Source organism: Streptomyces zinciresistens K42, from assembly GCF_000225525.1.
GTDB classification, from domain to species: domain Bacteria; phylum Actinomycetota; class Actinomycetes; order Streptomycetales; family Streptomycetaceae; genus Streptomyces; species Streptomyces zinciresistens.
Genome location: NZ_AGBF01000046.1, coordinates 1 through 24,991, shown reverse-complemented (window position 1 = coordinate 24,991; position 24,991 = coordinate 1). Strand labels below are relative to the sequence as shown.

General features: G+C 73.1%; 18 protein-coding genes. 5 read left to right on the top strand and 13 right to left on the bottom strand.

The window, feature by feature from the left end:
- The first annotated feature begins 51 nt into the window (after nt 1–51).
- A complete protein-coding gene (locus SZN_RS16050; RefSeq protein WP_007496191.1) occupies nt 52–1,497 on the top strand; it encodes a cytosine permease in 1,446 nt (481 codons plus the stop codon).
- Here the strand turns inward: SZN_RS16050 and SZN_RS16045 are convergent.
- From SZN_RS16045 to SZN_RS39775, 3 genes are all read right to left on the bottom strand, one after another.
- The gene (locus SZN_RS16045; RefSeq protein ID WP_007496189.1) at nt 1,494–2,582 is read right to left on the bottom strand and encodes a branched-chain amino acid aminotransferase; all 1,089 of its coding nucleotides are present in this window, start codon (nt 2,580–2,582) and stop codon (nt 1,494–1,496) included. The genes SZN_RS16050 and SZN_RS16045 overlap by 4 nt on opposite strands.
- A gap of 307 nt (nt 2,583–2,889) precedes the next feature.
- Nucleotides 2,890–3,933, bottom strand: a complete 1,044-nt coding sequence (locus SZN_RS16040; RefSeq protein WP_007496187.1) for a 3-isopropylmalate dehydrogenase — start codon at nt 3,931–3,933, stop codon at nt 2,890–2,892.
- Nucleotides 3,934–4,325: 392 nt separating this feature from the next.
- Nucleotides 4,326–4,466, bottom strand: coding sequence for a hypothetical protein (locus SZN_RS39775; RefSeq protein WP_007496185.1), 141 nt, complete (start codon nt 4,464–4,466; stop codon nt 4,326–4,328).
- Nucleotides 4,467–4,813: 347 nt separating this feature from the next.
- Between SZN_RS39775 and SZN_RS16035 the strand changes: the two genes are divergently transcribed.
- Nucleotides 4,814–5,020, top strand: a complete 207-nt coding sequence (locus SZN_RS16035; RefSeq protein WP_007496184.1) for a DUF5988 family protein — start codon at nt 4,814–4,816, stop codon at nt 5,018–5,020.
- 71 nt (nt 5,021–5,091) lie between these two features.
- On the opposite strand, the gene pruA is transcribed toward SZN_RS16035, so the two are convergent.
- Together pruA and SZN_RS16025 are read right to left on the bottom strand one after the other, a co-directional pair.
- The gene (gene pruA / locus SZN_RS16030; RefSeq protein WP_007496183.1) at nt 5,092–6,723 is read right to left on the bottom strand and encodes an L-glutamate gamma-semialdehyde dehydrogenase; all 1,632 of its coding nucleotides are present in this window, start codon (nt 6,721–6,723) and stop codon (nt 5,092–5,094) included.
- Between the two features lie 37 nt (nt 6,724–6,760).
- A complete protein-coding gene (locus tag SZN_RS16025; RefSeq protein WP_007496181.1) occupies nt 6,761–7,687 on the bottom strand; it encodes a proline dehydrogenase family protein in 927 nt (308 codons plus the stop codon).
- A gap of 182 nt (nt 7,688–7,869) precedes the next feature.
- On the opposite strand from SZN_RS16025, the gene SZN_RS16020 reads away from it, so the two are divergent.
- The gene (locus tag SZN_RS16020; RefSeq protein WP_007496179.1) at nt 7,870–9,093 is read left to right on the top strand and encodes a PucR family transcriptional regulator; all 1,224 of its coding nucleotides are present in this window, start codon (nt 7,870–7,872) and stop codon (nt 9,091–9,093) included.
- A 171-nt stretch (nt 9,094–9,264) separates the two neighbouring features.
- Here the strand turns inward: SZN_RS16020 and serA are convergent, their stop codons facing one another.
- The 6 genes from serA to SZN_RS15990 form a co-directional block, all read right to left on the bottom strand.
- Nucleotides 9,265–10,854 carry a phosphoglycerate dehydrogenase gene (gene serA / locus SZN_RS16015; protein WP_007496177.1) on the bottom strand — a complete coding sequence of 530 codons (1,590 nt, stop codon included), beginning with the start codon at nt 10,852–10,854 and terminating at the stop codon, nt 9,265–9,267.
- Nucleotides 10,855–11,137: 283 nt separating this feature from the next.
- On the bottom strand, nt 11,138–12,136 hold the full coding sequence (gene ilvC / locus SZN_RS16010) for a ketol-acid reductoisomerase (protein ID WP_007496174.1): 999 nt from the start codon (nt 12,134–12,136) through the stop codon (nt 11,138–11,140).
- Nucleotides 12,137–12,251: 115 nt separating this feature from the next.
- Nucleotides 12,252–12,776, bottom strand: a complete 525-nt coding sequence (ilvN, locus tag SZN_RS16005; protein WP_007496172.1) for an acetolactate synthase small subunit — start codon at nt 12,774–12,776, stop codon at nt 12,252–12,254.
- A gap of 21 nt (nt 12,777–12,797) precedes the next feature.
- A complete protein-coding gene (locus SZN_RS16000; protein ID WP_043730998.1) occupies nt 12,798–14,654 on the bottom strand; it encodes an acetolactate synthase large subunit in 1,857 nt (618 codons plus the stop codon).
- Between the two features lie 238 nt (nt 14,655–14,892).
- Nucleotides 14,893–17,802 (bottom strand): putative bifunctional diguanylate cyclase/phosphodiesterase, encoded by a 2,910-nt coding sequence (locus SZN_RS15995; RefSeq protein WP_425274445.1) that lies wholly within the window; start codon nt 17,800–17,802, stop codon nt 14,893–14,895.
- A gap of 547 nt (nt 17,803–18,349) precedes the next feature.
- On the bottom strand, nt 18,350–19,300 hold the full coding sequence (locus SZN_RS15990) for a 2-hydroxyacid dehydrogenase (RefSeq protein WP_086021397.1): 951 nt from the start codon (nt 19,298–19,300) through the stop codon (nt 18,350–18,352).
- 75 nt (nt 19,301–19,375) lie between these two features.
- Between SZN_RS15990 and SZN_RS15985 the strand changes: the two genes are divergently transcribed.
- Both SZN_RS15985 and SZN_RS15980 read left to right on the top strand, forming a co-directional pair.
- On the top strand, nt 19,376–20,374 hold the full coding sequence (locus SZN_RS15985; RefSeq protein WP_007496165.1) for an aldo/keto reductase: 999 nt from the start codon (nt 19,376–19,378) through the stop codon (nt 20,372–20,374).
- 144 nt (nt 20,375–20,518) lie between these two features.
- The gene (locus SZN_RS15980) at nt 20,519–21,655 is read left to right on the top strand and encodes a PQQ-dependent sugar dehydrogenase (protein ID WP_007496163.1); all 1,137 of its coding nucleotides are present in this window, start codon (nt 20,519–20,521) and stop codon (nt 21,653–21,655) included.
- Nucleotides 21,656–21,711: 56 nt separating this feature from the next.
- On the opposite strand, the gene SZN_RS15975 is transcribed toward SZN_RS15980, so the two are convergent.
- Both SZN_RS15975 and SZN_RS15970 read right to left on the bottom strand, forming a co-directional pair.
- Entirely contained in the window at nt 21,712–21,918 is a 207-nt protein-coding gene (locus SZN_RS15975) for a DUF6191 domain-containing protein (RefSeq protein ID WP_007496161.1), read from the bottom strand.
- Between the two features lie 37 nt (nt 21,919–21,955).
- Nucleotides 21,956–24,991: helix-turn-helix transcriptional regulator (locus SZN_RS15970; RefSeq protein WP_007496159.1), on the bottom strand; the 3,036-nt coding region annotated here is incomplete at its 5' end.

Genomic DNA, 24,991 nt, shown 5'->3' with positions numbered 1-24,991 from the left:
AGCCCACCAGCACCTCAGATTGAACGGCACTCTAACTGAGGGAGACCAGCCATGCCGTCCTTGGAACAGCACGGAGTCGACACCATCCCGGACGAGGAACGCACGAGCGGTCCGCGCGATCTCGTCTCGATCCTGCTGGGGTCCAACCTCTGCCTGGGCGTCATCGTCTTCGGCTGGCTGCCCCCGTCGTTCGGACTGGGCTGGTGGGCGTCGGTGAGCGCGATCGTGGCCGGCACGCTCGTCGGCACCGCCCTGACCGCCCCGCTCGCGCTCGTCTCGCTGCGCACGGCGACGAACCTGTCGACCTCCTCCGGCGCCCAGTTCGGGGTCCGGGGCCGGCTGGTCGGCTCCGTGGTCGGACTGCTGCTGGCCCTCGGCTACTCCGCCCTGACCGTCTGGATCGGCGGGGACGTGATGGTCGGCGTCCTGAACCGGCTCGTCGGCGTCCCGGCCGACGACCTGTCCTACGGCGTCGTCTACGCACTGCTCGCCGCCGCGACCGTGGCCGGCGCGGTGTACGGCTACCGCGTGCTGCTCGCCATGTCCCGGGTGCTCGCGATCGGCATGACGGCCCTGCTCGTCCTCGGCGTGATCGCCTACGCCCCGGGCTTCACGACCGCCGCGCTGCCGGAGGCCGGCGGCTATCTGCTGGGCGGCTTCTGGCCGACCTGGCTGCTGGCCGCGGTGGCCGCCGGACTGTCCGGGCCGATCGCCTTCATCACCCTGCTCGGCGACTACACCCGCTACATCTCCCCCCGCCGCCACTCCGCCCGCCGGGTGCTGCGCGCGACCTGGCTCGGCCTGATCCTGGGCCTGCTGGTCCCGCAGCTCTTCGGCACGTTCACGGCGTACGCGGCCCGCGCGGCGCTCGACTACGCGGGGCCGCTGGTCGACGCCGCCCCCACCTGGTACCTCCTGCCGCTGCTGCTCGCCGCCTCGGCGGGGTCGGTCGGCAACGCGGGCCTGATGCTCTACTCCATGGGCCTCGACCTGGACGCCATCCTGCCGCGCGCCTCACGCGCGCGGGCCACCTACGCCGTCGCCGTCGTCGCGACCGCGTGCGTCTTCGCCGGCCACTACGCCTCCAGCGCGCAGGACGCCATGACGTCCTTCGTACTGCTGCTGACGGCGATCGGCACCCCGTGGGCGGTCATCACCCTGATCGGCTTCGCCCGCTGCCGCGGCGTCTACGACGCGGACGCGCTCCAGGTCTTCAACCGCCGCGCCCGGGGCGGGATCTACTGGTACCGCTCCGGCTGGAACGTCCCCGCGACGCTCGCCTGGGCGCTGGGCGCGGTGGTCGGACTGCTCGCCGTCTCCCTGCCGTCGTACGAGGGCCCGCTGCTGGCGCTGACCGGCGGCGTGGACTGCAGCTTCCTGCTGTCGGGGCTGGTGGGCGGGGCGGCGTACTGGCTGCTGACCCGCGGTGACACCCCGGAACGCGCGGGGGCCGCCGCGGACGGGGAGTCCGCGGCGGCCCTGACCACGACGGCCTAGGCCAGCCGGTGCATCCAGCCGTGGCGGTCCTCGGCCGTGCCGCGCTGGATGTCGAGCAGGGCGGTGCGCAGCCGCATGGTCACCTCGCCGGGCTCGCCGTCGCCCTGCTGCCACTGGGCGCCCGTGCGCTTGACCGTGCCGACCGGGGTGATGACCGCGGCGGTGCCGCAGGCGAAGACCTCGGTCAGGGTGCCGTTCTCCGAGTCGCGCTGCCACTGGTCGACGGAGACGCGGCCCTCCTCGGCGGTGTAGCCGAGGTCGCGGGCGACGTCGAGCAGGGAGTCACGGGTGACGCCCTCCAGGATGGAACCGGTCAGCGACGGCGTGACGATCCGGTCGCCGTACACGAAGTACAGGTTCATCCCGCCGAGTTCCTCGACCCACGTGCGCTCGACCGCGTCGAGGTAGCAGACCTGGGCGCAGCCCTCGGCGGCGGCCTCGGCCTGGGCCAGCAGGGAGGCGGCGTAGTTGCCGCCCGTCTTGGCGTCGCCCATGCCGCCCGGGACCGCGCGGACGTGGTCCTCGGAGACCCAGATGGACACGGGCTGCACGCCGCCGGGGAAGTAGGCCCCGGCCGGGGAGGCGATGACGAGGAACAGGTACTCGCCGGCCGGCTTCACCCCGAGGCCGACCTCGGTCGCGATCATGAACGGGCGCAGGTAGAGGGATTCCTCGCCGCCGTGCTGCGGCACCCAGGCCAGGTCCTGCCGGACGAGGGCGTCGCACGCCTCGATGAACATCTCGGCGGGCAGTTCCGGCATGCCGAGCCGGCGGGCGGAGGACCGGAAGCGCGCGGCGTTCTTCTCGGGGCGGAAGGTGGCGACGGACCCGTCGGGCCGGCGGTACGCCTTCAGTCCCTCGAAGATCTCCTGCGCGTAGTGCAGGACCATGGTGGCCGGGTCGAGCGAGAGCGGCGCGTACGGCACCAGCCGGCCGTCGTGCCAGCCGCGGCCCTCGGTCCACTTGATCGTCACCATGTGGTCGGTGAAGTGGCGGCCGAACCCCGGGTTGGCCAGTATCGCCTCGCGCTCGGCGGCGGCGAGCGGGCTGGCGGACGGCTTGAGCTCGATCGTGGGCGTCGTCATGAGTGGGTGTCCTTCACCGGTTCGGTTGTGGCGGGCCGCGCTCACGCCGTGACGGCCTGTGGCCAGTGCTGGTGCCGCAGCAGGCGATGTCCGCCCCGTCGCGACACTAGGACGTCCGAGCATTCCTTCATTCCGCGGCTCCGTGTTCGATTATCGCAAGGGGGAGCCGCGGAGGAAATCGGCCTGTCCGGCGGCGTCGGCGTGAGAGCACGACCCGGGGTCGATGGTGTCACCCGGCGGCGGACAGGGGGAAGCCGCCGGGTACGGAACGACCCGGCGGCTTCGAAGGGGATCCGAGAGGCGCGGGTCAGCCGGCTACGCGTACGGCCAGCGCGTCGCCGATCTCCGACGTGCTGCGGGCGGGCCTGCCGGCGCGCTCCGCGAGGTCCGCGGAGACGGCGTCCTCGATGCGGTCGGCCTCGGTGTCGTGGCCGAGGTGGCGCAGGAGCAGGGCGACGGACAGGACCGTGGCGGTGGGGTCGGCCTTGCCCTGGCCGGCGATGTCCGGGGCCGAGCCGTGCACGGGCTCGAACATCGACGGGAAGACGCGGTCCGGGTTGATGTTGCCGGACGCGGCGACGCCGATGCCGCCGGAGACGGCCGCGGCGAGGTCGGTGATGATGTCGCCGAAGAGGTTGTCGGTGACGATGACGTCGAACCGCTCGGGCTGGGTGACGAGGTAGATGGTCGCCGCGTCGACGTGCATGTACTCGGTGGTGACCTCGGGGAACTCCTCGGCCACCCGGTTGAAGACGTCCGTCCACAGATGGCCCGCGAAGGTCAGCACGTTGTTCTTGTGGATCAGCGCCAGCTTCCTGCGCGGACGGGCCTGCGCACGGGCGAAGGCGTCGCGGACCACGCGCTCGACACCGAAGGCCGTGTTCACCGAGACCTCGGTGGCGACCTCGTGCTGGGTGCCCTTGCGGATGGTGCCGCCGTTGCCGGTGTAGGGGCCCTCGGTCCCCTCGCGGACCACCACGAAGTCGATCTCGGGCTGGCCGGCCAGCGGCGTGGCCACACCCGGCAGGAGCTTCGACGGACGCAGGTTGACGTGGTGGTCGAAGGCGAAGCGCAGCTTGAGCAGGAAGCCGCGCTCCAGCACGCCGGAGGGCACGCCGGGGTCGCCGATCGCGCCGAGCAGGATCGCGTCGTGCCGCTTGAGGGAGTCGAGGTCGGCGTCGGTGAGGGTCTCACCGGTGGCGTGGTAGCGCCGGGCGCCGAAGTCGTACTCCCTGGTCTCCAGCTTCACGTCCTGGGGAAGGGCGGCGGAGAGGACCTTCAGCCCCTCGGCCACGACCTCCTGGCCGATGCCGTCACCGGGGATCACTGCGAGATCGATGCTGCGAGACATGTCGGCACCCTACCCTTCGTCCCATGGGATGACATGCCCCGTCCGCCATACGGACAGCCGGACGGGCGCGCGCCGGGACGCGCCCCGGCGGCTCGACCGGTGTCCACCCGTACGCGGGGCAGGAGTCGGCCCGCGCCGGGCGCCGGGCGTGTACGCGTTCCGGTGCGGCGACGTCGGCGTGGTGGCGCTGGACGCCTGAGGGCGGAGGCGTACGGCGGGGCGCGCGCCCGGCTCGCGGTACCGCGCCGACCTCGCGGGGCGGGCGCGGCGACCACTTCGGGGTGCGGCGCGGCGGGTGAGGCCGCGCCGCACCCCGATCGGGTGCGGCTCCCGGCCGGGTCGGGCCGCGGTGCGGCGGCCGTGCCAGGTGGTGTGCGGGTGGGCCGGGCGGCTCAGGCGGCCTGGTGGCCGGTGGCGCCGCCGTTGTCCCTGCGGTCGAGGGCGCGCTGGAGGGCGGCGGCGGCGTTCCTGCGGTCGGCCTCGGTCGTACGCGAGAGGCGGCGGACGCGAGGGCGGGCGGTCGTCTCGGCCATGGGGAATCGACTCCTTGAGCGGTCCGGGAGTGCGGAGGGAACAGGGGGTGACGGAAACTGCCCCGGTGCCGCACGGGCGTGGGGGGGCGCCGCGGAGCGGCGGCGGGCGGGCCGCAGGGGTTGCCTGCGCGGGGCCCGGCTCACGACCGCCATTCGCTTGGTCGAGCGAGACGTTCGGCTCCCACCAAGCTAAGGGAGGAGGCCGCCGCTGTCTCCACCATTACTCGGACTTCCTACTATCTGAGACGGTGGAGTGGCTCACACGCCGCTGACCTGCGACTCAGCCACTCGGCTGATCCTGCGCCCGGCACGACGGGCCCCGCGGCGCGCGGGGGAACGCTGTCGTCATGAACGACACGGCGAAGGTGTTCCTCGAAGGCGGCCCGGACGATCTGCCCGAACGCGTCGTCCCGCTCCCGTCCCCCGGCCCGGACGTGAAGGTCCCGCTGCGCGGCGGGTACGAGCACTTCCGGCCGACGTCGCGCAGCACGGGCACCGCGGAGGGCACCCTGCCGGTCTACGAGTGGTGGGAGCGCACGGAGATCGCCGAGTAGCGCCGCCGCGCCCCGGACACGACGTGGAGGCCGGGTCCCCCGGGACCCGGCCTCCACGTCGTCCGCGGGCGTCAGCCCATGTGCGGGTAGGTGTAGTCGGTCGGCGCGACCAGCGTCTCCTTGATGGCGCGGGTCAGCGTCCAGCGCATCAGGTTCTGCGGGGCGCCCGCCTTGTCGTTGGTGCCGGAGGCGCGGCCGCCGCCGAAGGGCTGCTGGCCGACGACGGCGCCGGTCGACTTGTCGTTGATGTAGAAGTTGCCGGCCGCGTAGCGCAGCTTCTCCATCGTGTGCGCCGTGGCGGCGCGGTCCGCGGAGACGACCGAGCCGGTCAGCGCGTACGCGGACACCGACTCCATCTGGTCGAGCATCTCGTCGTAGCGGTCGTCCTCGTAGACGTGCACGGCGAGGACGGGGCCGAAGTACTCGGTCGTGAAGACCTCGTTCTCCGGGTCGGCGCACTCGATGACGGTCGGGCGGACGAAGTAGCCGACCGAGTCGTCGTAGGAGCCGCCCGCGACGATCGTGCAGGACGGGTCGGACCCGGCGCGGTCGATGGCGGCCTTGTTCTTGGCGAAGGCGCGCTCGTCGATGACGGCGCCGATGAAGTTCGACAGGTCGCTGACGTCACCCATGGCGAGGTGGTCGACCTCGGCGGCGAACTCCTCCTTGAAGCCGGAGTTCCAGATCGACGCCGGGATGTAGGCCCGGGAGGTCGCGGAGCACTTCTGGCCCTGGTACTCGAAGGCGCCGCGGGTCAGCGCGGTCTTCAGCACGGCCCGGTCGGCGCTCGGGTGGGCGACGACGAAGTCCTTGCCGCCGGTCTCGCCGACGATGCGCGGGTAGGAGCGGTACTTCTCGATGTTGTTGCCGACCGTCTTCCACAGGTACTGGAAGGTCTTCGTCGAGCCGGTGAAGTGGATGCCGGCGAGGTCGCGGTGCTCCAGCGCGACCTCGGAGACGGCGATGCCGTCACCGGTGACGAGGTTGATGACGCCCGGGGGCAGGCCGGCCTCCTCCAGCAGCCGGAGCAGCAGCACGGCGGCGTGGGTCTGCGTCGGGGACGGCTTCCAGACGACGACGTTGCCCATCAGCGCGGGGGCGGTGGGCAGGTTGCCGGCGATGGCCGTGAAGTTGAACGGCGTGATCGCGTAGACGAAGCCCTCCAGCGGGCGGTGGTCCAGCCGGTTCCACACGCCCGGGGAGTTCGCCGGCGGCTGCTCGGCGAGCAGGTCACGGGCGTACGCGACGTTGAAGCGCCAGAAGTCGACCAGCTCGCAGGGGGTGTCGATCTCGGCCTGCTGCGCGGTCTTGGACTGCCCCAGCATGGTGGAGGCGGCCAGCGTCTCGCGCCACGGGCCGGCCAGCAGCTCGGCGGCGCGCAGGATGATCGCGGCGCGGTCGTCGAAGGACATCGCGCGCCAGGCCGGAGCGGCGGCGAGGGCCGCGTCGATGGCGTCCTGGGCGTCCTGCCGCGTGGCGTTGCCGTAGGTGCCGAGGCGGGCCTTGTGACGGTGCGGCTGCACGACGTCGAAGCGCTCGCCGCCGCCCATGCGCCGCTCGCCGCCGATGGTGCAGGGCAGGTCGACCGGGTTCTCGGCCAGCTCCTTGAGCTTGGCCTCCAGCCGGGCGCGCTCGGGCGAACCGGGGGCGTAGCCGTGCACCGGCTCATTGACGGGGGTGGGGACCTGGGTCACAGCGTCCATGAGTTCCGTAACTCCTTACCGGGCGGGTGGGTCTGGCTCAGCCCTTGCTGACCATCGAGCGGACGAAGAAGCGCAGGTTGGCAGGCTTCTCCGCGAGGCGCCGCATGAAGTAGCCGTACCAGTCGGTGCCGTAGGCCGTGTAGACGCGCATGCGGTGCCCCTCGGCGGCGAGGCGCAGGTGCTCGTCGCTGCGGATGCCGTAGAGCATCTGGAACTCGTACTCGTCCAGCTTGCGCCCGGCACGCCGGGCGAGTTCCTGGGCTACGGAGATCAGACGCGGGTCGTGGGAGCCGATCATCGGGTACCCGGTGCCCTCCATGAGGATCCTCAGGATTCTCACGTACGCCTTGTCGATCTCCCGCTTCTGCTGGAAGGCGACCTCGGCGGGCTCCTTGTAGGCGCCCTTGACGAGCCGCACGCGGCTGCCGTTCCCCGCGAGGCGGCGGGCGTCGGCCTCGGTGCGGAAGAGGTACGCCTGGATGACGCAGCCGGTCTGGGGGAAGTCCTTCCGCAGCTCCTCGTGGATGGCGAACATCGAGTCGAGGGTGGTGTGGTCCTCCGCGTCGAGGGTGACCGTGGTGCCGATGGCGGCGGCGGCCTCGACGACCGGGCGGACGTTGGCGAGGGCCAGCTCGTGGCCGCCCTCCAGCGCCTGCCCGAACATGGACAGCTTGACGGACATCTCGACGCGCTCGCCGAGCTCCAGGTCCTTGATCCGGTCGACCAGGCGCAGATAGGCGTCCCGGGCGGCGGCGGCCTGCTCGGGCCGGGTGATGTCCTCGCCGACGACGTCCATCGTCAGTTCGAGGCCCTTGCCGGTGAGCTCCTCGACGACCGGCACGATCTGGTCGACGGTCTCGCCGGGGATGAAGCGGTCGACGACCTGCTTCGTCACCGGGGCCGCCGAGATCAGGCGTCGCATCCGGTCGCTGCGCGACGCGGCGAGAATCACGGGACCCAGCACGGGGCACCTCCACAGAACAGCGAGAGAGCGGCCGCATCCCGACCAGCGGGACACGGCACGGAGAACCACCGTGAAACCTAAGGATCCCTCCGATCCTCTGCCATCGACAGCTGTCACGCATCCGCGCCGCCGATCTCAGACAGGTGTATGAAGGACCCCGGGAAGTGCGGGAGAATGCCCGGGTGACGTCCGCACACAAGGGTGACTACCAGGAGCTGGTGGACGAGATCTCCGAGCTCCTGGACGCCCCCGCGACCCTGGAGAACCGCGACTTCGAGCTGATCGCCTTCGGCGCCTACGACAGCGAGGGCGAGCTCGACGCCTCGGCGCTGGACCCCGTCCGCACCCGCTCGATCCTGACCCGCCGCTCCACGGCGGCCGTGCGGACCTGGTTCGAGGGCTTCGGGATCACCCGCGCGACCGGCCCGGTGCGCATCCCCCGCACCCCGGAGGCGGGGGTGCACCGCGGACGGATCTGCCTCCCGGTACGCCATCGGGGTGTCGTCCTCGGCTACGTCTGGCTCCTCGACGACGATCCCGGCCCCACCGACCGGCAGCTGGCGGACGCGATGGCGGTGACCTCCCGGATCGGCGCGCTGCTCGCCGACGAGGCCCAGCACGGCGCGGACCTCAGCCGGGAGCTGCGGGCCGCGCTGCTGGCCGAGCCGGGCTGGCCGGGCGACATGGCGGTCGCCGAACTGCGCACGGCGCTCGGCCCGCGCGCGGACGGCGTGCACACGGTGGTCTGCGTGGCGCCCTGGCCCTCGTCCGGGCCCGACGACGCCCCGTCGGTGCGTACGGTGCCGCACGCGACCGCGCTGTGCTCGGTGCCGTGGGGGGCGGCGGGCCGGGGCCTCGCCGTCCTGGTGCGGCTGCGTTCGCCGGAGGTGCGCACGGCGGCCGTCGCGGCGGCGTCCCGGCTGCTGAAGGACGCCCCGGACGAGCGGGCGCCGCGAGCCCGTCCCGGCGTGCGGGGCGTGGCGCGTACGGTGGCCGGTGTCGGTGAACCGCGTTCCGGGCTGGCCGAGTTGGCGACCGTCTGGCGCGAGGCGTCGGCCGCCGCCCGCGCCGCGCTGGCGGAGCCGCGGCTGGGTCCCGTGGCCGAGTGGTCGGGTATCGGCCCCTACCGCCTGCTGGCCTCCCTGCCCGCCGGGCCGGTCCACGACCCGGCGGTCGCCCCGCTCCTGTCCCCCGCCCAGCGCGCGCTCGCCCGCACCGCCGAGGTCTACCTCGACTGCGCGGGCCAGGCCGGCCGCACGGCGGGCGAGCTGGGCATCCACCGCCAGACCCTCTACTACCGGCTGTCCCGGGTCGAGCAGCTGACGGGCCTGGACCTGGACGACGGCGAGGACCGCCTCCTGCTGCACATGGCGCTGAAGAGCGCCCGCCTGCGCCCGCCGGAGTGAGGGGGCGTCGCCATGTGCCGTGCCGGGCACCATGGATGACGGTTCGTCACGCACCGCCCCCCGCGGGCTCGCCGGGAAGGCGCGGCACACGAACGCCGGACGGGCTGGAGTCCAGCCCGTCCGGCGTTCGGCGGGAAGGGGCCCCTACGGGGCCGGTGGGGCCGGGCGGCCTCAGACCAGGTTGACCGCGCGGGCCGACGTGGCGCCGATCTCCTCGGCGACCTCGGCCAGCACCCCGGCGGGCACCGTGTCGTCGACGGTCAGCACGGCAAGCGCCTCGCCACCGGCGACGGCACGCGAGACCTGCATGCCGGCGATGTTGATGCCCGCCTCGCCGAAGACGCGGCCGACGGTGCCGACGACACCCGGACGGTCCTCGTACTTCAGGACGACCATGTGGTCGGCGAGCGCGAGGTCCACGTCGTACTCGCCGACGGCGACGATCTTCTGGAGGTGCTTGGGGCCGGCCAGGGTGCCGGAGACGGCGACCTCCTCGCCGTTGCCGAGGGTGCCGCGCACGGTGACGACGTTGCGGTGGTCGGTCGCCTCGGAGCTGGTGGTCAGCCGGACCTCGACACCGCGCTCCTGGGCGAACAGCGGGGCGTTGACGTAGGACACCGTCTCGTCGACGACGTCCTCGAAGACGCCCTTGAGGGCGGACAGCTCCAGCACCTTCACGTCGTGCTGGGTGATCTCGCCGTACACCTCGACGTCGAGGCGGACCGCGACCTCGCCGGCCAGCGCCGTGAAGATGCGGCCGAGGCGCTCGGCGAGCGGCAGGCCCGGCTTGACGTCCTGGGCGATGACCCCGCCCTGCACGTTCACCGCGTCGGGCACGAGCTCACCGGCGAGGGCGAGCCGCACCGAGCGGGCGACGGCGATACCGGCCTTCTCCTGCGCCTCGTCGGTGGAGGCGCCGAGGTGCGGGGTGGCGACGACCTGGTCGAACTCGAAGAGCGGGGAGTCCGTGCAGGGCTCCTTCGCGTACACGTCGAGGCCGGCGCCGGCGACCCGGCCCTCCTTGAGGGCGGCGTACAGCGCCTCCTCGTCGACGATCCCGCCGCGCGCGGCGTTGACGATGCGCACGCTCGGCTTGACCTTGCGCAGCGCCTCGTCGCCGATGAGGCCGACGGTCTCGGGGGTCTTCGGCAGGTGGACGGTGATGAAGTCGGAGACCTCCAGCAGCTCGTCGAGCGACAGCACCTTGACGCCCATCTGCGCGGCGCGGGCGGGCTGGATGTAGGGGTCGTAGGCGACGACCTTCATGCCGAAGCCGGACATGCGCTGGGCGACCAGGGCGCCGATCCGCCCGAGGCCGACGACACCGAGGGTCTTCTCGGCGAGCTCGACGCCGGTGTACCTGCTGCGCTTCCACTCGCCGTTCTTCAGGGCGGCGTTGGCCTGCGGGATGTGCCGGGCGGTGGCGACGAGGAGGCCGCAGGCCAGCTCGGCGGCGGTCACGATGTTCGAGGTGGGGGCGTTGACGACCATCACGCCGGCCTTGGTGGAGGCGGCGACGTCCACGTTGTCCAGGCCGACGCCGGCGCGCGCGACGACCTTGAGCTTCTTCGCGGCGGCGATGGCCTCGGCGTCGACCTTGGTGGCCGAGCGGATCAGGATCGCGTCCACGTCGGCGATGGCCGGGAGCAGTTCGGCCCGGTCCGCTCCGCTGCAGTGGCGGATCTCGAAGTCGGGGCCGAGCGCGTCCACGGTCGCGGGCGACAGCTCTTCGGCGATGAGTACGACGGGTTTCGAGCTCACGTGAGTCCTCACATGTCCATTGCGGACGGCCGTCCCGACGGCCGCAGGCGGTGGAGGGGGTACGACGCCGGACAAGGGCGGCGGGGAGCGTGCCGGCACTTCTCAGGTGTCGCTGGGCCGCGTGGAAGACGCACGACGCTGTGGGCCTGACGCGTATGTAGTACGGCAGTGTAGTGGCGCCGCGGTAGTCGTCCCGCGCCTCTGCGGAAGGATCACCCGTCCGTGACGGGACGCGGAGGACGACGGGGCCGGAGCACGCTGCTCCGGCCCCGTCGGCTGAGGCTTACGCCTCCTCGTCCACCCAGCTCATGAGCTTGCGCAGCTCCTTGCCGGTGGTCTCCAGCAGGTGCTCGGCGTCCTGCTGCTTGTACTCGTTGTACTTCTTCAGACCGCCGTGGTACTCGTCCATCCACGCCTGGGCGAAGGTGCCGTCCTGGATCTCCGCGAGGACCTTCTTCATCTCGGCCTTGGTGGCGTCGGTGATGATCCGCGGGCCGGTGACGTAGTCGCCCCACTCGGCGGTCTCGGAGATCGACCAGCGCATCTTCTCCAGGCCGCCCTCGTACATGAGGTCGACGATCAGCTTCAGCTCGTGCAGGCACTCGAAGTACGCGATCTCCGGCTGGTAGCCGGCCTCGGTCAGCGTCTCGAAGCCCGCCTTGACCAGCGCGGCCGTGCCACCGCACAGGACGGCCTGCTCACCGAACAGGTCGGTCTCGGTCTCCTCGGTGAAGGTCGTCTTGATGACGCCGGCGCGGGTGCCGCCGATGCCCTTGGCGTACGACAGGGCCAGCGCGAAGGCGCCGCCCGTGGCGTCCTGCTCGACGGCGGCGATGCAGGGGACGCCGCGGCCCTCCTCGTACTGGCGGCGCACCAGGTGGCCCGGACCCTTGGGGGCGACCATGCAGACGTCGACGCCGGCCGGGGGCTTGATGAAGCCGTAGCGGATGTTCAGGCCGTGGCCGAAGAACAGCGCGTCGCCGTCGTTCAGGTGCGGGGCGATGTGCTCCTCGTAGACCTGGGCCTGGATCGGGTCCGGGACGAGGATCATGATGACGTCGGCCTCGGCGGCGGCCTCCGACGGGGTCACCACGCGCAGGCCCTGCTCCTCGGCCTTCGCCTTGGACTTCGAGCCCTCGTGCAGACCGACGCGGACGTCGACACCCGAGTCGCGGAGCGACAGCGCGTGGGCGTGGCCCTGGCTGCCGTAGCCGATGACCGCGACCTTGCGGCCCTGGATGATGGACAGGTCGGCGTCGGCTTCGTAGAACAGCTCGGCCACTTTGGGTTCTCTCCTTGGGTGCGGGTGTTGCGTCCCACCGTATGACGGCGGGGGTGGGGGAGGTCTCTCGGTCTCGGAATGCGGGCGGCCGGTTCCCCCGGCCGCCCGGACTCGGCTATGCCGACCGGTCGAGGGCGCGCAGCGAGCGGTCGGTGATCGACCGGGCGCCGCGGCCGATGGCGATCGTGCCGGACTGGACGAGTTCCTTGATGCCGAACGGCTCCAGCATCTTCAGCATCGCCTCCAGCTTGTCGCTGGAGCCGGTGGCCTCGATGGTGACGGCCTCCGGGGAGACGTCGACGGTCTTGGCGCGGAAGAGCTGGACGATCTCGACGATCTGGGAGCGGGTCTCGTTGTCGGCGCGCACCTTCACGAGGACGAGTTCGCGCTGGACGGCCGAACCGGGCTCCAGCTCGACGATCTTCAGCACGTTGACGAGCTTGTTGAGCTGCTTGGTCACCTGCTCCAGCGGCAGGTCCGCGACGCTCACCACGATGGTGATGCGGGAGATGTCGGGGTGCTCGGTGACGCCGACCGCGAGCGAGTCGATGTTGAAGCCGCGGCGGGAGAACAGGGCGGCGATGCGGGCCAGGATGCCCGGGGTGTTCTCCACCAGGACGGAGAGCGTGTGCTTGGACATGGTCTTTTACGTCTCTCTCGCTCAGTCGTCTTCGTTGTCGCCGAAGTCGGGGCGGACGTCCCGGGCGGCCATGATCTCGTCGTTGGAGGTGCCGGCGGCGACCATCGGCCACACCATCGCGTCCTCGTGGACGATGAAGTCGACGACGACGGGGCGGTCGTTGACGGAGTTCGCCTCCTCGATGACCTTGTCGAGGTCGGCGGGGTCCTCGCAGCGGATCGCGTGGCAGCCCATGGCCTCCGACAGCTTCACGAAGTCGGGCACGCGGGTGCCGGCGCTCGGCTGCTTGCCGTCCGCATCCGGGCCGGAGTGCAGCACGGTGTTGGAGTAGCGCTGGTTGTAGAAGAGGGTCTGCCACTGGCGGACCATCCCGAGGGCGCCGTTGTTGATGATGGCGACCTTGATCGGGATGTTGTTCAGGGCGCAGGTGGTCAGTTCCTGGTTGGTCATCTGGAAGCAGCCGTCGCCGTCGATCGCCCAGACGGCCCGGTCCGGGACGCCGGCCTTGGCGCCCATGGCGGCGGGGACGGCGTAGCCCATGGTCCCGGCGCCGCCGGAGTTCAGCCAGGTGGCGGGCTTGTCGTACTGGATGAAGTGCGCGGCCCACATCTGGTGCTGGCCGACGCCCGCGGCGAAGATTGTGCCCTCGGGGGCGAGCCGGCCGATGCGCTCGATGACCTGCTGCGGGGAGAGCGAGCCGTCCTCGGGCTGGTCGTAGCCGAGCGGGTAGGTCTCCCGCCAGCGGCTCAGATCCTTCCACCAGGCGCTGTAGTCGCCGGTGTGGCCGTCGGCGTGCTCCTTCTGGACGGCCTGGACCAGGTCGGCGATGACCTCGCGGGCGTCCCCGACGATGGGCACGTCGGCGGCGCGGTTCTTGCCGATCTCGGCGGGGTCGATGTCGGCGTGGACGATCTTGGCGTACGGGGCGAAGCTGTCCAGCTTGCCGGTGACGCGGTCGTCGAAGCGGGCTCCGAGGGCGACGATCAGGTCGGCCTTCTGCAGCGCGGTGACGGCGGTGACCGCACCGTGCATGCCCGGCATCCCCACGTGCAGCGGGTGGCTGTCGGGGAACGCGCCGAGCGCCATCAGGGTGGTGGTGACGGGCGCTCCGGTGAGTTCGGCGAGGACCTTCAGCTCGGCGGTGGCGCCGGCCTTGATGACACCGCCGCCGACGTACAGGACGGGGCGCCGGGCCGCGGTGATCAGCTTGGCGGCCTCGCGGATCTGCTTGGCGTGCGGCTTGGTGACGGGCCGGTAGCCGGGCAGGTCCATCAGGGGCGGCCAGGAGAAGGTGGTCTTCGCCTGGAGGGCGTCCTTGGAGATGTCGACCAGGACCGGTCCCGGGCGGCCGGTGGAGGCGATGTGGAACGCCTGCGCGATCACCCGGGGGATGTCCTCCGCCTTGGTGACCAGGAAGTTGTGCTTGGTGATCGGCATCGTGATGCCGACGATGTCCGCCTCCTGGAAGGCGTCCGTGCCGATCGCCTTGGACGCGACCTGGCCGGTGATCGCCACCAGCGGCACGGAGTCCATGTGGGCGTCGGCGATCGGGGTCACCAGGTTGGTGGCGCCGGGACCGGAGGTCGCCATGCAGACACCGACCTTGCCGGTGGCCTGCGCGTAGCCGGTGGCGGCGTGGCCGGCGCCCTGCTCGTGCCGGACCAGGACGTGGCGGACCCGGGTGGAGTCCATCAGCGGGTCGTACGCGGGGAGGATCGCACCGCCGGGAATGCCGAATACCGTGTCGGCGCCGACCTCCTCGAGCGAACGGATGAGGGACTGCGCACCCGTGACGTGCTCAGGGGTGGACTGGTGTCCTCCGGATCGGGGCCGCGGCTGCGGGTGGTGGGCCCCGGTGGCCTGCTCGGTCATCGGCATTCTCTTCTCGATGCTGAGGGTTTTTGCGAGGTTCGGGCGGGGTTTCGGTGTCGCACCGGGGGTGCCTGTGCAACAAAAAACCCCTCGTGCCATAAGGCAAGCGAGGGGAGCGCGCCGGGAGTGGGTCGCTGGGAGTTCCGGATCCGTCCGGACGTCACCAGCTTCAGCCGACGCGCTTTCCAAGTACGAGAATTCGGGTGCGCATGGCACTGACCCTCCCCCCGGCGCACACCCGGTGTCAAGTGGGTGGGACGGGAGTCTCATCATGTGAGCGGAGGGCGCTGCCACCGCCCAGGACGGCGGGCACCCCACCGGGGTACACCGCCGGGCCTCCCCCCGCGAACGCGGGCTGGGCCGCCGCGTGCGGCACCGGACAGCGGCCGGAGGTGAGCGCCCGGCGCAGCCGGTACTCGTCCAGCGGGGCGGAGAAGGCCATGCCCTGCCCGTGGGTGCACCCCATCTCGCGCAGGGCGACCGCCTGTTCGGGCAGATCCACCCCGTCGGCGACCGACTTCAGGCCGAGATCGGCGGCGATCCGCAGCAGTCCGCCGGTGATCTTGTGCAGCCGCGCCGACTCGACGACGCCCTCGACCAGCCCGCGGTCGAGCTTGACGACGTCGACGGGGAGTCTGCGCAGGGCGGCGATCGCCGCGTACCCGCTGCCGAAGCCGTCCAGGGCGATCCGCACGCCGGCCCGGCGCAGTCCGCTCAGCCGGCGCTCCAGGTCGTCGAGCGGAATCCGCGGGTCGAGGTCGGACAGCTCGACGACGAGCGAGCCGGACGGCAGTCCGAAGCGGGTCAGCAGCGCCTCGACCGAGCCGAGCGGCGTCGACCGGTCCAGCAGGCGCCGGGCGCTCACACGGACCGCGACCGGCACGGCGAGCCCGGTCCCGGTGCGCTCGGCGGCCTGCTCCACGGCCTCCTGCAGCATCCAGCGGCCCAGTTCGGCGGTCTTGTCGCTGTCCTCGGCGACCCGCAGGAACTCGGCGGGCGTGAACAGCACACCCTGCGAGGAACGCCAGCGCGCCTGGGCGGCGACCGAGGCGATCCGGCCGTCGGCCAGGGACACCACCGGCTGGTGCAGCAGCGCGAACTCGCCGTCGTGCAGCGCGGCACGCAGGCGCGTGGCCAGCTCCGCCTTGCGGACGACGTCCTGCTGCATCTGCGGCTTGTACAGCTCGACGCGGCCCTTGCCCCCCGCCTTGGCGCGGTACATGGCGAGGTCGGCGTTGCGCAGCAGCTCCCCCGCGCCGAGGCCGGGTTCGGCGAAGGCGACGCCGATGGAGGCGTTGACCCGGACATCGTTGCCGTCGATGAGGTACGGCTGGGACAGCGTCAGCCTGAGGCGGTCGGCGAGTTCCAGGATGTGCCGCTCGCGGGCCGCGCGCTCACGGGTGCCGTCCCCGGTGATCAGGGCGGCGAACTCGTCACCGCCCAGCCGCGAGGCGATGTCCCCGCCGCGCACGGCGTCCTGGAGCCGGCGCGCGGCCTGCACGAGCAGTTCGTCACCGGCCTGGTGCCCGATGGTGTCGTTGACGCCCTTGAAGCCGTCCAGGTCGATGAAGAGGACGGCCGTGTTGCGCAGGGCGGGGCCGCGGTCGGAGGCCCGCCGCCCGGAGAGTGCCTGCTGCACGCGCCGGGTGAACAGCGCGCGGTTGGGCAGGTCGGTGAGCGGGTCGTGCTCGGCGTTGTGCTGGAGCTGGGCCTGGAGGCGCACTCTCTCGGTCACGTCGCGGCTGTTGAAGATGAGGCCGCCGTGGTGGCGGTTGACGGTCGACTCGACGTTGAGCCAGCCTCCCCCGCCGTCGGCGCCGCCCGCGCGGAAGCGGCACTCGATGCGGGTCGTGGGTTCCTCCAGGGGGCTGGCGGCGAGGAAGCGGCGCACCTCGTGCACCACGCAGCCCAGGTCCTCCGGGTGGATGAGGCCGGCCAGCTCTGTGCCGACCAGTTCCTCGGCCGAGCGGCCGTAGACCCCGGCCGCGGCCGGGGAGACGTAGCGCAGGATGCCGTTCGGTGCGGCGATCATGATGACGTCGCTGGAGCCCTGCACCAGGGAGCGGAAGTGGTTCTCCTTCTGCGCCAGTTCCTGGGTGAGGGTGATGTTGTCGAGCAGCATGATGCCCTGGCGCACCACGAGGGCGAGCACCACGGTGCCGCCGGTGATGAGCACGACGCGGTCGACGCTGCGGCCGTTGAGGACGTTGTACAGGATGCCCAGGGTGCAGACCGCGGCGGCGAGATAGGGCGTGAGCGCGGCCAGGGAGCCCGCGATCGGCCGGGTGAGCGGGTAGCGGGTGGGGTCGCCCTGCTGCGCGGGGGTGCGGGCGCGCGCGGTCCCGCGCTGTCCGGGCACGTGCTCGTGCACCACGCGCGTGTGGCTCGCGGGCTCCGGCCGGTCGGCCTCGGCCCGCCCCGGCCGGGACGCGGCCCAGGGGGCGTAGGCCAGGAGGAGCGATCCGGCGAACCAGCCCGCGTCGAGCAACTGGCCGGAGCGGTAGCTGTTGTGCAGCAGCGGCGAGGTGAACAGGGCGTCGCACATGACGGTCAGGGCGAGCGCGCCGATCGCGGTGTTGATCGCCGTGCGGTTCGCCGAGGAACGCCTGAAGTGCAGCGCCAGCACCATGCTGACCAGGGCGATGTCCAGGAGCGGGTAGGCGAGGGAGAGCGCGGTGCGCGCCACGCTCGGTCCCTCGGTCTTGGCCGCCTGGGCCAGTGCCAGGCTCCAGGCGAGGGTGAGCAGCGAGCCGCCGATCAGCCAGGCGTCCAGCCCGAGGCAGACCCACCCGGCCTTCGTCACGGGCCGCTTGGCGAGCACCAGCAGGCCCACGATGGCGGGGGGCGCGAAGCAGAGGAAGAACAGGTCGGCGTAGGAGGGGCTGGGCACGGGCTGGCGCAGGACGACCTCGTACCACCCCCAGACCAGGTTGCCGAGGGACGCCATCGCCGAGGAGAGCGCGAACAGCAGCCAGGCCGGGCGGAAGCGGATGCGGCGGTTGCGCGCGTACCGCAGACAGGACACGGCGGCCGCGCCCGCCGCGGCGGCCAGTCCGAAGTCGCCCATCACGAGGGCCAGTTGCGCCGAGCCCCAGCCGAGCGCGGAACCGACGGCGTATCCCGCGCAGACCAGGGCGAGCACGATCCGGGGCATCATCCCCTCCCGGCCGCCGGCGAACCACCGGCGGGGCGGGCCGTCAGCGGGTGCGGGCCGGGCCCGCGGCGCCGTGTCCAGGGCGGTCGTGGGGGGCGGCGGCGAGGTCACCGGTCCCTCCCGGTCCTGCGCGGGTCGCGGTGCGCCGTGTGCGCGTGCCTCTTGCGGCCGCCCTGCCTGCGCTGGTGACCGCTGTGACGGCAGCCCGGACTGCCGGTGCGGCCGCGGGTGCGTGCGGCCGTCTCCCAGGGTCGCCGCCGGTGGCCCCGCCACGTCGGATCGCTCGTCCATAGGCCGTGCATCGCCCGTCGCCCCCCTCACACATCTGACTTGTCCGTCCCCGGCGCCGAAGGTGAGCGGCGCAGCCCCTGTCGGGACGATACACCAGTCTCGTCACTCAGGGACATACCATCTCTACTCTCCGTGACGACCAGCGCATATGCGGACACGGACCGCTTCCGGAAGGTGGCGGACGGTACGCGAAGCGGATGGCGGGCCTGTCGCGCGCGGCGTGCGCGGCCCTCGCGCGATGCTCAGCCGGTGAGCCTCACGCGCCTGCCGCGCCCGTCGTAAGGATCACGTTGCGCAGGGGCTCGCGGTTCACCCAGCGGCTCAACTGGTCCGTCAGCAGCCGCTCGGCGCGCGGCCGGAACGCGGACGTCGGCCCGCCCACGTGCGGACTGACCAGGACGCCCGGCGCCCGCCACAGGGGGTGCTCCGGGGGCAGCGGCTCGGGGTCGGTGACGTCGAGGGCCGCGCTCAGGCGCCCGGACTCCAGCTCCGTCAGCAGGGCCTCGGTGTCCACGACGGCGCCCCGGGCGACGTTGACCAGGAGGGCGCCGTCCTTCATCCGGGACAGGAAGCCGGCGTCGGCCAGGTGCCGGGTGGCGTCGGTCAGGGGGGTCGACAGGACGACGACGTCCGCCTGCGGAAGGAGGGCGGGCAGGTCGGCGAGCGGATGCACCGGACCGCGCTCCGTGGTGCGCGCGGAGCGCGCGACGCGCGCCACCCGCGCCAGTTCGAAGGGCGCGAGCCGGTCCTCGATGGCGGCGCCGATGGAGCCGTAGCCGACGATGAGGACGCTCTTGTCGGCGAGCGCGGGCCGGAACCCGCCGCGCCACTCCCCCTTGTCCTGGGCGCGCACGAAGTCCGGGACGCCGCGCAGCGAGGCGAGGATCAGGGTGAGCGTGAGTTCGGCGGTGCTCGCCTCGTGGACCCCGCGCGCGTTGCACAGCCGTACGCCGGGCGGCAGTTGCCGCAGGGCGGGCTCCACGTGGTCGGTTCCCGCGGACAGGGTCTGCACGACCTGCACGGAGCGCATCCGCGACAGCGGGCGCTGCCCGACGGCGGGCGGCCTCATGTACGGCACGACGTAGAAGGCGCAGTCCGCGGGGTCGGCGGGGAAGTCCTCGGCGCCGTCCCAGTGGTGGTAGCGGGGCCCGGCGGGCAGGCCCTCGATCTCCCGCGGCGGGATGGGCAGCCACACATCAGCAGTCATGCCCGGAGGCTATGTCAGGCGCACTCCGGCGCAGAGGTTAGGTTGGGGTGCCGGAAGAGGGAGGGTCACGGCCAGGTGGAGCGCAGGACGATCGGCGCGGCGGCACTGGAGGTGGGAGCCGTCGGACTCGGGTGCATGCCGATGAGCTGGGCCTACAGCGCGTCGCGGCAGCGGGGCGAGGAGTCGGTCAGGGCGGTGCACCGGGCACTCGATCTGGGGGCGAGCCTGCTGGACACGGCCGACATGTACGGCCCGTTCACCAACGAGCTGCTGCTGGGGCGGGTGTTGAGGGAGCGCCGCCGGGACGCCTTCGTGTCGACCAAGGCCGGCCTGCTGGTGGGCGAGCAGCACATCGTGGCCAACGGCCGCCCCTCGTACGTGCGTCGGGCCTGCGACGCCTCCCTGCGCCGCCTGCAGACCGACGTCATAGACCTCTACCAGTTGCACCGCGCGGACCCGGAGGTGCCGGTCGAGGAGACCTGGGGCGCGATGGCGGAGCTGGTCCGCGCAGGGAAGGTACGGGCGCTGGGGTGGTGCGCGATCGGCGCGCGCGGCGGCCGACGCTCCGGCGGGCGGCCGCACGAGGCGACGGTCCGCCAGCTCCAGCGGGTGCAGCAGGTCTTCCCGGTGAGCGCCGTGCAGGCCGAGCTGTCGGTGTGGTCGCCGGAGGCGCTGGGGACGCTGCTGCCGTGGTGCGGGGAGCGCGGCATCGGCTTCCTGGCGGCGATGCCGCTGGGCAACGGCTTCCTCACCGGCACCCTGAAGCCGGGCCAGGGCTTCGAGCCGGAGGACCTCCGGGCCCGGCACCCGCGCTTCACCGCGGAGATGATGGCGGAGAACCAGCCGATCGTCGCGGGTCTGCGGCGGATCGCGGCCCGGCACGGTGCGGGGGTCACGCCCGCGCAGGTGGCCCTGGCGTGGGTGCTGGCGCAGGGTCCGCACGTGGTGGCGCTGCCCGGCGCCAAGCGGGAGCGCTGGGTGGCGGAGAACGCGGTGGCCGCGGGGCTGCGGCTGAGCCGGGAGGACCTGGCCGAGGTGGCGCGGCTGCCCGGGGCGCGGGGATCGTGGGACTGACGGCCGCCGGACCGGGGACGCGGGCCGGACGGCGGCCGGGTCGGTGGTTCGCGGTGCCCGGATCGGGAACTTGTGAGGGCCGAGCGGTGTAAGAACAGTAGTACCCGCCGCGTCGAAGGGACCGAGATCGTGCGACTCCGAGCTGTGGCGGCCGTTCTGGCCGCAGGCGCCCTCCTGCTGACGGCCGGCTGCTCCTCCGGCGGGGGAGCACCGGACCGGGGCGCGAGCGCCGCGCCGCGCACGCCCGAGGACTCGCCCACCCGCCGCGCGGGCGACGTACCGCCGGCCAAGGGCACGGTGACGGTGGTGCGCACGGTCACCGGGGGCCTGGACACGCCCTGGGGCCTGGCGCCGCTCCCCGAGGGCGATCTGCTCGTCTCCTCCCGGGACAAGGCGACGATCACCCGGGTCGACGGGCAGTCGGGCCGCAAGACCGAGGTGGGCACGGTGCCCGGGGTCTCGGCGGCGGGCGAGGGCGGTCTCCTGGGGCTGGCGCTGTCGCCGGACTTCGCCGCGGACCGCATGATCTACGCGTACTTCACCTCGGCCTCGGACAACCGCATCGTGCGCGTGCTCTACGACGAGAAGCGGGCGGCGGGCGACCAGCTCGGCGCGCCCGACACCGTCTTCCGGGGCATCCCGAAGGGCTACGTCCACAACGGCGGCCGGATCGCCTTCGGCCCGGACAACATGCTGTACGCGGGCACCGGGGAGAGCGGCGACACGGGCCTGTCGCAGGACAGGAAGTCCCTGGGCGGCAAGATCCTGCGCATGACGCCGGAGGGCGAGCCCGCGCCGGGCAACCCCTTCCCGGACTCCCCGGTGTACTCCTACGGCCACCGCAATGTGCAGGGCCTGGCCTGGGACACCGAACAGCGGCTGTTCGCCTCGGAGTTCGGCCAGGACACCTGGGACGAGCTGAACGCCGTCAAGCCGGGCGGCAACTACGGCTGGCCGAAGGCGGAGGGCAGGTCCGGCGAGCCGGGCTATCGCGACCCGCTGGCCCAGTGGGCGACCGACGACGCCTCGCCCAGCGGTGTCGCCTTCGCGGAGGGCTCGGTCTGGATGGCCGGGCTGAAGGGCCAGCGCCTGTGGCGGGTCCCGCTGGACGGGACGGCCGCCTCGGCGGACCCGCAGGACTTCCTCAGGGGGAAGTACGGCCGGCTGCGCACGGTCGTCCCGGCGGGCGGCGACAAGCTGTGGCTGATGACGAGCAACACCGACGGCCGGGGCGACCCCGGGGCCGGCGACGACCGGATCCTGGAACTCCGGGTGACCTGAGCGCGGGTCCGGTGCCGTGACGGGTGGGGTTCACCGGCTCGCCCCCGGCCGCGGCCCTAGGGTGCGTCCCTCCCGGCGTCCTCGCCCGGCTCGTCCCCCGGCTGCTCGGACACCCGTATGACGACCTTCCCGGACGCGAGGTCTATCGGCCCGCGTCCGGGGTCGTTGTCCCCCACGTCCGTACGGGTCAGGTGCAGGCGTCTGCGCTCGTCGTTGGTGTGTTTGCGGCCCGGCGCGAAGATCTCCTCGAACGTGCTGAACACGGAACCTCCCGGGGCGGCGTCCTTCCCAGGGTAAGCCTCAGCCCACCGTTCCCGGGGTGGGCGATCCGGCCGGGAACATCCCCGTGCGGTGCGCGACGGCGGCGGCCTCTCCGCGGCCCGAGACGCCGAGCTTGCCGAGGATGTTCGAGACGTGGACGCTCGCCGTCTTCGGCGAGATGAAGAGCGTCTCGGCGATCTGCCGGTTGCTGCGCCCGGCACACACCAGCCGCAGCACTTCGCGTTCCCGGGTGGTGAGACCGAGGGCGTCGGCGGGGTCGGCCGGGGGCGGGGCGGCGGTCAGGGCGAGCCGACCGCGCCGGGCGAGCAGGGTCGCGGCGTCGGCCAGGGGGCGGGCGCCGAGGTGGGTGGCGGTGGCGCGGGTCAGCCGCAGGAGCGCGGTGGCACGGGCGCGGGCGTCGTCGCCGCCGTGCGCGAGCAGGGCCTCGGCCAGGCGGTGGCGGACACGGGCGAGGTCGTAGGGGCGCTCCAGCGCCTCGAAGGCGGTCACCACGTCCGACCAGGTCCGCGGGGTGGCCCGCGCGCGGGCGCGGTCGATCTCGGCGCGGGTCCACGCCTCGTACGCCAGCCACAGGGGCGCGCCGGTCGTGAGCCTGCGGACGGCCGCGAAGAGCCGTTCCAGGAAGGCGGCGCGGCCGGTGTCCGTGTGGGGTGGTCCGGCGGTGGCCGCGTCGGACTCGGCGACGGCCGCGGCGAGCAGCAGCGGCCAGGCGTGGCGGTGGGTGCCGGGTGGGAAGCCGGCGCCGAGGACACGGTCGGCCTCGGCGCGGGCGTCGAGGAGCCGGCCCTCGGCGGCGGCCAGGCCGAGGGCGAGGCAGGACATCCGCAGGTCGTTCTGCGGCTGGGGGTCGTGCGTTCCGTAGGAGGCGCGGCCGGCGCCGAGGAAGCGGGCCGCGGCGGCGATGTCGCCGCGGGCGAGGGCGAGTTGGGCGAGGCGGCCGGCGGCGGCGCCGCGGGGTTTCGCGGACTGGCCGATGCGCCGGGCGCTGACGGCGGCCTCGGTGGCCTCGTCCCAGTGGCCCCGCGAGATCAGGGAGGAGGCGAGGTTCGCCCAGACCCATGCCTCGGAGTCGCGCAGGCCCCACTCCTGGGTGAGGCGCAGGCCCTCGCGGAGCACGGCGACCGCCTCGGCGGAGCGGCCGACGCCCTCCAGGACGGCGGGCAGGTTGACATGGCTGCGGCCCACCACGGAGGTCAGTCCGCGCGCCACGACCTCGTCCCTCACCTCGTACATCTGGGCCAGTCCGGTCTCGGTGTGCCCGGCGTCGACGAGGAGCTGGCCCAGCGTGAGGCGCGCGTTCTGCTCGATGTCGTCGGCGCCGACCATCCGGGCGTACGCGACGGCCCGCTCGGCGGCCGACACGGCGTCCGGGCCGGGGTCGTGCAGCATCGACCAGTTGGCGGCGGTGGCCAGCACCTCGGCGTGCACCTCGGACGGAGGCAGACCCCGGACCAGGTCCTGGGCGCTGCCGAGTTCCCGCCGGCCGTCGCCGCGGGCCAGGGCCTGGATCAGCCGCGAGCGCTGCACCCAGAACCAGGCGGCGCGCAGGGGGTCGCCGCCGTCCTCCAGCAGCCGCAGGGCCCGCTTGGTGATCTTCAGCGCGCGGTCGCGTTCGCCGCACAGCCGTCCGGCGACGGCGGCCTCGGCCATCAGGTCCAGATAGCGCGGGGGCTCGTGCGCGCGGTCGCAGCCGCAGGGCCGGTGGGACTCGGCGCAGTCGACGGGCCGCAGGGTGGCCCGGATCTCCTCGGGGGCGGCGTCCCAGAGCTCCATCGCCCTTTCCAGCAGGCGCAGTTGCTCGGCGTGCGCGTGCCGGCGGCGGGCGGTGACGGAGGCGTCCAGGACGGCGGGCAGCGCCTTGGCGGGATCGTGGGCGTGGTACCAGTGGCTGGCGAGCCTGAGGGCGCGCTCGCCCGCGGGGACGAGCGTCGGGTCGCCCTCCAGGGCCTCGGCGTAACGGCGGTTGAGGCGGGAGCGCTCGCCGGGCAGCAGATCGTCGCCGACGGCCTCGCGGACCAGGGAGTGCCGGAAGCGGTAGCCGTCGTCGCCCGGCGCGGTGCTGAGGATGTTGGCGTTGACGGCGGCGCGCAGGGCCTCGATCAGGTCGTCCTCGGCGAGCCGGGCGACGGCGGCGAGCAGCCGGTGCCCGACGGTGGAGCCGCCCTCGGCGACGACGCGGGCGACGCGCTGGGCCGTCTCGGGCAGCCGCTCGACGCGGACGAGGAGCAGATCGCGCAGGGAGTCGGTGAGTCCGGCGCGGTTGCCCTCGCGGGCGGCGACGGCGAGTTCCTCGACGAAGAAGGCGTTGCCGTCGGAGCGTTCGAAGATGGCGTCGACCTGGTCGGGGTCGGGTTCGCGGGCGAGGATGCCGGCGATCTGGCGGCCGGCCTCGGCCCGGTTGAACCGGCCGAGCTCGATCCGGCGGACGGTGCGCAGCCGGTCGAGTTCGGCGAGGAGCGGGCGCAGCGGGTGGCGGCGGTGGATGTCGTCGGAGCGGTAGCTGGCCAGGACGGCCAGGCGGCCGGTGCGCAGGGTGCGGAAGAGGTAGGAGAGCAGGTGGCGGGTGGAGGCGTCGGCCCAGTGCAGGTCCTCCAGGACGAGGACGACCGTGCGGTGGGCGGCGACCCGCTCCAGGAGGCGGGCGGTGCGTGCGAAGAGGCGGGCCATGCCCTCCTCGTCGGAGCGGTGGGCCGGTGCGGCCGCCGCCGGTGTCTCGCACCACTCGGGCAGCAGCCGGGCGAGTTCCTCCTCCTGGCCGTCGGCGGCCGAGGCCAGTTCCTCGGGCAGGGCGCGGCCCAGGGCCCGCAGCGCGGTGGAGAACGGGGCGAAGGGCAGCCCGTCGGCGCCGATCTCCACACAGCCGCCGACCGCGACGACGGCGCCCTCGCGGGCGGCGGCGGTGGCGAACTCCTCGATCAGGCGGGTCTTGCCGACTCCGGCCTCGCCGCCGATCACGAGTGCCTGGGGCTCGCCGCCCGCGGCTCGGGCGAGGGCGGCGTCCAGCGCCGCCGACTCGGCCGCGCGGCCGACGAACACGGGGCTCACGGACCTGCT